The organism is Neoroseomonas rubea, from assembly GCF_016106015.1.
GTDB lineage: Bacteria > Pseudomonadota > Alphaproteobacteria > Acetobacterales > Acetobacteraceae > Neoroseomonas > Neoroseomonas rubea.
Genome location: NZ_JACADQ010000161.1, coordinates 1 through 8768 on the forward strand (window position 1 = coordinate 1; position 8768 = coordinate 8768).

The 8768-nt window shown below is 71.8% G+C and carries 9 protein-coding genes; 3 read left to right on the forward strand and 6 right to left on the reverse strand.

Annotation, left to right across the window (positions count from 1 at the left end):
• Both HW577_RS15075 and HW577_RS15080 read right to left on the reverse strand, forming a co-directional pair.
• On the reverse strand, positions 1 to 522 hold a 522-nt coding region (locus tag HW577_RS15075), incomplete at its 3' end, for a GNAT family N-acetyltransferase (RefSeq protein ID WP_232474960.1).
• Positions 519 to 1268 carry an SDR family NAD(P)-dependent oxidoreductase gene (locus HW577_RS15080; protein WP_198376975.1) on the reverse strand — a complete coding sequence of 250 codons (750 nt, stop codon included), beginning with the start codon at positions 1266 to 1268 and terminating at the stop codon, positions 519 to 521. The genes HW577_RS15080 and HW577_RS15075, both read right to left, overlap by 4 nt.
• A 92-nt stretch (positions 1269 to 1360) precedes the next feature.
• Here HW577_RS15080 and HW577_RS15085 point away from each other — a divergent pair, with 92 nt between their 5' ends.
• Positions 1361 to 1729: a PaaI family thioesterase gene (locus HW577_RS15085; RefSeq protein WP_198376976.1), complete on the forward strand. Its 369-nt coding sequence runs from the start codon at positions 1361 to 1363 to the stop codon at positions 1727 to 1729.
• A 40-nt stretch (positions 1730 to 1769) separates the two neighbouring features.
• Here the strand turns inward: HW577_RS15085 and cysQ are convergent, their stop codons facing one another.
• The gene (gene cysQ / locus HW577_RS15090) at positions 1770 to 2552 is read right to left on the reverse strand and encodes a 3'(2'),5'-bisphosphate nucleotidase CysQ (protein WP_198376977.1); all 783 of its coding nucleotides are present in this window, start codon (positions 2550 to 2552) and stop codon (positions 1770 to 1772) included.
• 111 nt (positions 2553 to 2663) lie between these two features.
• Here cysQ and cysD point away from each other — a divergent pair, with 111 nt between their 5' ends.
• Both cysD and cysN read left to right on the forward strand, forming a co-directional pair.
• On the forward strand, positions 2664 to 3587 hold the full coding sequence (cysD, locus tag HW577_RS15095) for a sulfate adenylyltransferase subunit CysD (protein ID WP_408639533.1): 924 nt from the start codon (positions 2664 to 2666) through the stop codon (positions 3585 to 3587).
• A gap of 1 nt (position 3588) precedes the next feature.
• Positions 3589 to 5439, forward strand: a complete 1851-nt coding sequence (gene cysN / locus HW577_RS15100; RefSeq protein ID WP_198376979.1) for a sulfate adenylyltransferase subunit CysN — start codon at positions 3589 to 3591, stop codon at positions 5437 to 5439.
• A 245-nt stretch (positions 5440 to 5684) separates the two neighbouring features.
• Here cysN and HW577_RS15105 read toward each other — a convergent pair whose 3' ends face one another.
• From HW577_RS15105 to HW577_RS15115, 3 genes are all read right to left on the reverse strand, one after another.
• Positions 5685 to 6653: a hypothetical protein gene (locus HW577_RS15105; protein WP_198376980.1), complete on the reverse strand. Its 969-nt coding sequence runs from the start codon at positions 6651 to 6653 to the stop codon at positions 5685 to 5687.
• 6 nt (positions 6654 to 6659) lie between these two features.
• Complete coding sequence (locus HW577_RS15110; protein ID WP_198376981.1) at positions 6660 to 7511, reverse strand: hypothetical protein; 852 nt, start codon at positions 7509 to 7511, stop codon at positions 6660 to 6662.
• A partial coding sequence (locus HW577_RS15115; RefSeq protein WP_198376982.1) for an NAD(P)/FAD-dependent oxidoreductase occupies positions 7504 to 8768 on the reverse strand: 1265 nt, incomplete at its 5' end. The genes HW577_RS15115 and HW577_RS15110, both read right to left, overlap by 8 nt.

The following is an 8768-nucleotide window of genomic DNA, read 5'->3' on the forward strand; positions in this document are numbered from 1 at the left end:
GGCCAGCCAGCCGCGCAGGAAGCCATCGCGGGCGACGGGGAAGACGCGGCGGTCGAGCGCGGCGACCGCCTCGAAGGGCACATCGGCGGCCGCGACGACCCCCGGCCCGTCGGCGATCGCAGGCGGGCGGGGCGCCGGGGCGCCGTAGCGGACGTTGCGGTGTGCCAGCGCGAAGCCCGATCGCCGGTAGTTCGCCTGCTGGGCGACGACGCCGTCGAGCCCGACCGTCCGGCCCGCAAGCCGCGCCATGGCCGCGCGCCAGAGCGCGATGCCATGGCCCGCGCCGCGATGGGCCGGGCGGACGATGTAGAAGCCGATGAAGCCGAAATCCTCCCCGGTGCGCACGGCCGAAACGCAGCCGACCGGAACGCCATCCAACTCCGCGACGAGGAAGCCTTCCGGGTCGGCGGCGTTGAAGCAATCGGCGTCGGCCAGGCCCGGGTTCCAGCCCTCGGCCGCCGCCCAGTCGAGCGCGAGGGGGATCTCCCCGCGCCGCATCGGCCGGATCGTCGCGGTGCTCAATGCATCACGTCCCCGCCATTGGGCGACAGGCAGGCGCCGATATAGAAATCACCGCCCGGGCCGGCGAGCAGCAGGGCGGTCTCGGCGATCTCCTCCGGCCGGCCAAGCCGCCCGGATGGGAGGGACGCCTCGATCGCCGCGCGCCATTCGGCGCCGCGCGCGCGCGTCAGGTCGGTATCGACCGGCCCCGGCGCGATGCTGTTCACCCGCACCCCGTGTGGCGCGGCTTCCAGGGCCAGCGCGCGGGTCAGCGACAGGATCGCCCCCTTCGCCGCGCAATAGGGGACGATGTTGGGCGAACCCTTGAAGGCGAGTTGGGAGGAGACGGTGATGATGCGCCCCCGGCCGCGCGCCTTCATCCCCGGCAGCACAGCCTGGGCCGCGACGACGGTGTGGAAGAAATGCACGTCCATAAGGCGCCGGAAGGTCGCTTCGGGCAGAGTCTCGAAGGGGCCGCGGATGTTCATGCCGGCATTCGTGACGAGGATGTCGGTCGGGCCGAGCGCGGCCTCGGATGCTGCGATGAAGGCGGCCAGGCGCGCGCTGTCGGCCACGTCGAGCGATTCGGCATGGCCGCGCCGCCCAGCCGCGGCGATCGCGGCGAGCGTTTCCGCGGCACCGACCGCGTCGTCGAGATGGCAGAAGGCGACATCGGCGCCGGCGCGGGCGAAGGCAAGGCAGATCGCCGCGCCGATGCCGCGGCTGCCGCCGGTCACGATCGCGACGCGTCCTGTCAGGTCGGTCATGGGGTCTTCTCCTTCGCAGATCGGGGGCGCGGCGTGGCGCGTGCGCCGCGGGTCGGGCAGCATTCGCGGGGATGATCGTGGAGCATGACCGCATGGACGTCGACCCGCCGGCCCCCGCCGAGATCCAGGCGATCGTCCATGCCGGCGTGCCGCTGGCCGCCGCCTGGGGCATCGAGGTGATCGCCGCCGCGGACGGGGCGGCAACCTGCCGCCTGCCCTGGCAGGAGGCGCTGTTGCGCCCGGGCGGCACCGTCTCGGGCCCTGCGCTGATGGGCCTCGCGGATGTCGCGATGTGGGCGGCGCTGCTCGGCGTGACGGGCGGACGCGACGAAAGCCTGACGACGAGCCTGACAATCCACTTCCTGCGCCGCCTTCCGCCCGGCGCCGTGCTGGCCGAGGCACGGCTGCTCAAGCGCGGGAGGCTCATCTATGGGGAGGTGCTGATCCGCTCGGAGGGGTAGGAGGAGATCGCCGCGCATGTGACGACCTCCTGGGCCGCGGTCACGCTGCGGGCGGCGCCCCCCACGCGATGAAGGGACCGTTGCGCCAGCCTTCCTTGCCGTAGGCGAAGGGGCCGCCTTCCGGCGCCAGGACGCTGCCGCCCGCCGCTTCCAGCACCGCGTGGCCAGCGGCCGTGTCCCATTCCATGGTCGGGCCGAAGCGCGGATAGACATCCGCCTCCCCCTCCGCGACCAGGCAGAATTTGAGCGAGGAGCCCACGGCGCGCAGGCCGGCGATGCTGTGGCCGGCGAGGAAGGCATCGGTGGCGGCATCGCGGTGGGACCGGCTCGCGACGGCGATGATGCCGGCCGGGACCGGTCGGCGAATGCCGATCGGGCACCAGCCCGCCGCGTCGGGGCCACGCTTGCGGGCGCCAGCGCCGACCACGCCGAGCCAGGTACAGCCCAGGGCGGGCGCGAGGACGACGCCCGCGACCGGCCGCCCTTGCTCGACCAGCGCGATGTTCACCGTGAACTCCCCGTTGCGGGAGAGGAATTCGCGCGTGCCGTCCAGCGGATCGACCAGGATGAATGGCGCGCCGGGAGGCACGGCCGCCTGGGTCGCGTCCTCCTCCGAGACGACCGCGATGCCGGGGCAGCGGCGCGCGAGCACGGCCAGGATCGCGTCATGGGCGGCGAGATCGGCCTCGGTCAGCGGGCTGCCGTCGGCCTTCTCGGTCGCCGCGGCGACGCCATATATGGCCAGGATGCGTGCGCCCGCATCCTCGGCCGCCGAGAGGAAGTGTTCGGCGAGCGCGGCGCGTTCCTCGATCGTGAAAGTCATGGAAGCGGCGATTCCATTCGATACGGTCCTGAAACTTGCGCGCGGCCGGGCGACATGGGAAGAGGCGCGCGCCATCCGAACCGGACCATCCAGGCAGGGCCAGGACCGCACGTGACGAGCATTGAGCGCAAGAGCCGCCTCACCCCGCACCTCGCGCGGCTCGAGGCGGAATCGATCGGCATCATCCGCGAGGTCGCCGCCTCCTTCCGCAGGCCTGTCATGCTCTACAGCATCGGCAAGGATTCGGGCGTGATGCTGCATCTCGCGCTGAAGGCCTTCGCGCCGGGCAAGCCGCCCTTCCCGCTGATGCACATCGACACGACCTGGAAGTTCCGGGAGATGATCGCCTTCCGCGACGCCATGGCGAAGCACGTAGGGATGGAACTGCTCGTCCACACCAATCCCGAAGGCATCGCCCGTGGGATCAATCCGATCGATTCCGGCTCCGCGCTCCATACGCAGGTGATGAAGACCGAGGCTCTGAAGCAGGCGCTCGACAAATGGGGGTTCGACGCGGCCTTCGGCGGCGCGCGGCGGGACGAGGAGAAGTCCCGCGCCAAGGAACGCATCTTCTCCTTCCGCGGGCCCGGCCATTCCTGGGACCCGCGCGCGCAGCGGCCGGAATTGTGGAACCTGTTCAACACGCGCATCCGGGAAGGAGAGAGCATCCGCGTCTTCCCGCTCTCCAACTGGACCGAATACGACGTGTGGGACTACGTGCTGGCCGAGGACATCCCGGTCGTCCCGCTCTATTTCGCGAAGCGGCGGCCGGTCGTGAAGCGCTCCGGCACCTGGATCATGGTGGACGACGACCGGTTGCCGCTGAACCCCGGCGAGACGCCCGAGATGCGCATGGTCCGCTTCCGCACCCTCGGCTGCTACCCGCTCTCGGGCGCCGTCGAAAGCGAGGCCGCGACGCTGCCCGACATCATCGCCGAGATGCGCGCCGCGAAGACGAGCGAGCGCCAGGGCCGCCTGATCGACACGGACGAGGAAGCGTCCATGGAGAAGAAGAAGCGCGAGGGGTATTTCTGAGATGGACGGCGCGCGCGAGCTTCTCCGCTTCCTCACCTGCGGATCGGTTGACGACGGCAAGTCCACGTTGATCGGCCGCCTGCTGTACGACAGCCAGCTGATCTTCGAGGACACGCTGGCCACGCTCGCCAAGGACAGCCGCAAGCACGGCACGACGGGGGAGGAGATCGACCTCGCTTTGCTCGTCGACGGGCTGGAGGCCGAGCGCCAGCAGGGCATCACCATCGACGTCGCCTACCGCTTCTTCGCCACGCCGCGGCGGTCCTTCATCGTCGCCGACACGCCGGGCCATGAGCAGTACACGCGCAACATGGCGACCGGGGCGTCGAGTGCCTCGCTCGCCGTCATACTGATCGACGCGCGCAAGGGCGTGCTCACGCAGACCCGCAGGCATTCCTACATCTGCTCGCTGATGGGCATCCGCGACATCGTCGTCGCGGTAAACAAGATCGACCTGGTCGGCTTCGACGAGGGCAGTTTCGACCGCATCGTCGGCGACTACGCGACCTTCGCCGCGGGCCTCGGCTTCCGCTCCATCGTGCCGATCCCGATCAGCGCGCGCTTCGGCGACAACGTCACGTCGCGGTCGGGCAACACGCCCTGGTACCACGGCCCGGCGCTGATCGAGCACCTTGAGACGGTCGATGTCAGCCAGGACCTCTCGGCACGGCCCTTCCGCTTCCCGGTGCAATGGGTGAACCGACCGAACCTCGACTTCCGCGGCTTCGCCGGCACCGTCGCGAGCGGCCGCATCGCGCCGGGCGACCAGGTGGTGGTCGCGGCCTCCGGCAAGTCGACCCGCGTTGCGCGCATCGTGACCGCCGATGGCGACCTCGCCGCGGCGGAGGCCGGCCAGGCCGTGACGCTGACGCTCGACGACGAAGTCGACGTCGCGCGCGGGGACGTGCTCTCGACCTCCGCCGACCGCCCGCAAGTCGCCGACCAGTTCGCCGGCCACCTGCTGTGGATGGACGAGGAGGCGATGCTCCCCGGCCGCTCCTACATGATGCGGATCGGCAATGTCTGGACGCCCTGTTCCGTCACCTCCATCCGCCACCGGGTGGATGTGAACACGCTCGAGGAACATGCGGCACGGCGGCTGTCGCTGAACGAGATCGGCTTCTGCAACTTCTCGGCCGGGCAGCCGGTGCCGCTCGACCCCTATGCCGACAACCGCGCGACCGGCGCCTTCATCCTGGTGGACCGCTTCACCAACCGCACCGCCGGGGCGGGCATGGTCGCCTTCCCGCTGCGGCGCGCGTCGAACATCCACCATGAGCACTTCACGGTCGACAAGGCCGCCCGGGCGGCGCTGCTCGGCAACGCGCCGCTGGTCCTGTGGTTCACGGGCCTTTCGGGCTCGGGCAAGTCGACCATCGCCAACATCGTCGAGCAGGCGCTGCACCGCGCCGGGCGACCGACCTACACGCTCGACGGCGACAATGTCCGCCACGGGCTGTGCCGCGACCTCGGCTTCACCGCCGAGGACCGTGTGGAAAACATCCGTCGCGTCGGCGAGGTGGCGAAGCTGTTCGTCGATGCCGGGATGATCGTGCTCTGCTCCTTCATCTCGCCCTTCCGGGCGGAGCGGCGGATGGTGCGCGACCTGCTCGGCCCCGGCGAATTCGTGGAAGTCTTCGTCGACACCACGATCGAGGCCTGCATGGCGCGCGACCCGAAGGGGCTCTACGCCAAGGCGCAGGCAGGCCAGATCAAGAACTTCACCGGCATCGACAGCCCCTATGAGGCACCCGAGGCGCCGGAACTGCGGATCGGCACAGAAGGCCGCACGCCCGGCGAATGCGCGGAGGAGATCCTGGCCGCGCTCCGCGCGCGCGGGATCGCCTGCTGAGGAGGCACGTCGCCACTCGGGGCGCCGCCCGGCCCGTCGCGCAACGGCATGGCACGCGCGGCGCGCAGCAGAGAACGCGCGTCGATCGCGCGCGGATCGTCCTGGCCTGAGCTCGACCGGCGACACGAGGCCTGGACCCGCGCCAGGGCTCGAAAGGCGGCCGGGCGAAGGCGCAGCAAGCGAGAGCCGAGCGCCTGGCGCCCAAGGGCCCGCGGACTCGATGCCGCTGGCCGAACGATGCGGCCTCAGCCGCCGGTCGGCCAGGCGAAGGGCGAGGCGGGGTCGGTCGCGAAGATCGCCGGGCCATCGGCGAGTGCGAGGGCGAGCGCGCATTCCGCGGCCCTTGCCAGCCGGGCGAGGTCGCGTCGCCACGCAGCGAGCAGCGCCGCATCCGGTGCCGCACCGCGCATCGCGACATCGAGCCAGCCGGCATAGGCCGCCGGCAGCGCGGCGAGGAACCGCGCGAGCAGCAACGAATCGCGCTGCGCCAGGGCGCTGGGCAGCACGAGCGGTCCCGCCCCGCGCAGCGTCGCGGCCAACGCCGCCCGTCCGGGCGCGCCGAGGCGCACATGCAGCGCATCGCCATCCGTGCGCAGGTGGATCGAGAGCTCCGGCACGGGCGTCAGCCCCAGGCGCGCGCCTTCCGCCACGGCCTCGATCGCCCGTCCGCCCTCGGTCGCGCGGAAGGCGAGGCGCAACCGCCCCGGCGCGACGGACAGCACCTCCCGCAGGAAGCGTTCGCCGGCGATGCGCGCGACCGCGTCCGCCGCCGTCGTCGGGCCGATTCCCACGCCTTCGAGGCTGAGCGCGCAAAGACGGAATCCGACAGCCCGCATGCCGCCGCCCGGCGCCGGGACCTGCTCCATCCGATCAGCCAGGAACCAGAATTCGGCCAGGCCCGGCTCCGGCATCGCGTCCTCGTCCCAGGCGAAGTCCAGCACCGCGCAAGGGCCGACGCGGCGCGACGCCGCGTCCAGCGCATGGCCGTTCAGAAACAGCGCCGGCGCCGGAAGCGGCTCGTCGGGCAGGAGGAGCAGTTGCGCCTCCCCTTGCCCGCTTCCGGCCGGCAGCGCGACGCGAAGGATCGACAGGCGCCCGGGGCCGCTGCGGCGGAAGCCGATACCATCGCGCAGCTCGGGCTGATGCCAGCCGCTGCCGTCGATGCCGAACAACATGTCATGCACGAAGCGTCGGCGCGGTGCCGCGATGTCCATGGTGCGTCAGTCCAATCTCAGCGTCTTGCGCTGGGCCGCGCGCACGATCTCGAGCCCGAAGCGCGTGCCGGCCCGTTCGAGGAGGTCGGACAGGCCGTAGCCTTCATCCTCCGCGTCCGACAGCGCGAGCAGCATCGCCCCCGTTGCCGCCGCGACCGGGCCGAGGCCGAGCGGGGCGAGCGCCTCCCGCCGCCGCGCGATCCGTGCCGTGACCTCGCGCAAGGCCGCAAGCCACGCATCGCGGCGCCAAGCCGTGCCATGCGTCAGGTGCCGCACGCCGGGGCATTCGACGACCGAGACCTCGATCCCCTCCAGCATTGCATCGAGCAGGATCCAGTAGTCCCACCAGGGGACGCCGAAGGCGAAGTCACCGAGATCGAGCCGGGTCACGATGGCGGCCGGCATCAGCACAAGGTCGAAGCCGTAGCGGTAGAAGGGGCCTTCCGCCTGGGCGGCGTGCGCCACCTCCATCCGATGGCAGGCGACAAGGCTGTCGCGTGCCAGCCCCGCCAGTGCCGTGCGCCGCGCGGGGCAGAGATCGAGGCGGATATCGGCGTTGACGATGCCGACCACCTCCGCCCCCGTACCCGCAGCCCGCGCCAGGGCGTCGGCCAGCCAAACCCCGGGCCGGCCATAACGGGCCGCAACGCCGGGCGCGGCCTCCATGGCTTCCACCAGCGTGGGCAGCGCGCACGCCTCCTTCGCTTCCTCGGGCGGGGTCAGGGCCAGGACGCGCCAGCCCGGCGCCGGCCAGGAGGCAAGGCACGCATCGCGCCAAGCGGGCCCGGCATCCTCCCCACCCGGGCCGGGCCGGCGCATCGCCGGCGGGACCGAGGTCGCGAGCGCGACCTCAGTCACGCGCGTCGAGCCGCCGCATCTTCGCGACGTTCCACGCGATGCCGACGGAGCGGAAGGCGTGCCCGGGTATCGTGCGCAGGCGGGTCTCGACCGGGGCTGCGATGTCGCGCAGCGCGGTGCCATTCGATGCCTTGGCGAGTTCGCGCCCAAGTGCCACGCCGAGCGCCACGCCGCGCCCGTTGCAGCCGGTCCAGGAGAGCACGCCCGGCGCGAGCTCGTAGACATGCGGCATGCGGTCCGCCGTGCCAGCGACATAGCCCCACCAGATATAGTCGAAGCGAACCTCGCCGATCTGCGGGAAGACGCGGCGCACGCGCTCGGTGATCCGCGCGCGGATGCGCCCTTCCCAGCCGAAGGGCACGATCAGCCCGCCGCCGGTCACGAGCCGCCCATTCGCGTCGAAGCGATAGAAATACAGGTCGCCGCGCGTGTCGGACAGCGCATGGCCTTCCGGCAGGATGGTCTTGCGGATGTTGTCTGACAGGACCGAGGTCGCCATCTGGTAGGATCGCACGGGCACGATGGTGCGCTTGAGCCCGGGCCAGAAATCGCCGGTATAGGCGTGCGTGGCGACGACGACGCGCTCGGCTTCGAGCGTGCCGCGCGGCGTCGTCACGATCCAACCGCCGGGGCCCTTCTCGATCGCGGTGACAGGGCTGCCAGTGTGCAGCGTCGCCCCGGCCCGGATCGCCGCCGCGGCGAGCCCGCGCGCGAGGCCGAGCGGATTGATCCGCCCGCCCGTCGCATTGCCCCATCCCCCGAACCAATGGTCGGTGCCGGTCAGCGAAGCCATCTCGGCGCGGGAATACAGGCGCACCGGCGCGCCGCGGCGGCCCCATTGCTCGGCCCGCGCTTCCGAAAGCCGCAGCCGAGCTTCGCGGTGCGCGGGCTGGATCCAGCCATTCTGCACCGCCTCGGCCGCGACGCCGTGGCGGCGGATCAGGTCGAAGGTCAGCGCCGCGCTGTCGCGGATCAGCGCGACCAGTTCCTCGCCCTTGTCGCGCCCGCCATGCTCGGGTGCCACGGCGGCGACGATCTGGTCGGGGTCGAGCCGCGAGAGCGTCGGGATCACCTGGCCGTTGTTGCGGCCCGAGGCGCCCCAGCCGATCTCGGCCGCCTCGAGCAGCGTCACGGGCACGCCGGCCTCGGCCAGGTGCAGCGCGGTCGAAAGCCCGGTGAAGCCGCCGCCCACCACGGCGACGCCGGTGCGCGCCGCACCCTGCAGCGGCGCGGTCGGCGGCGCGGGCGGCGCCGTCG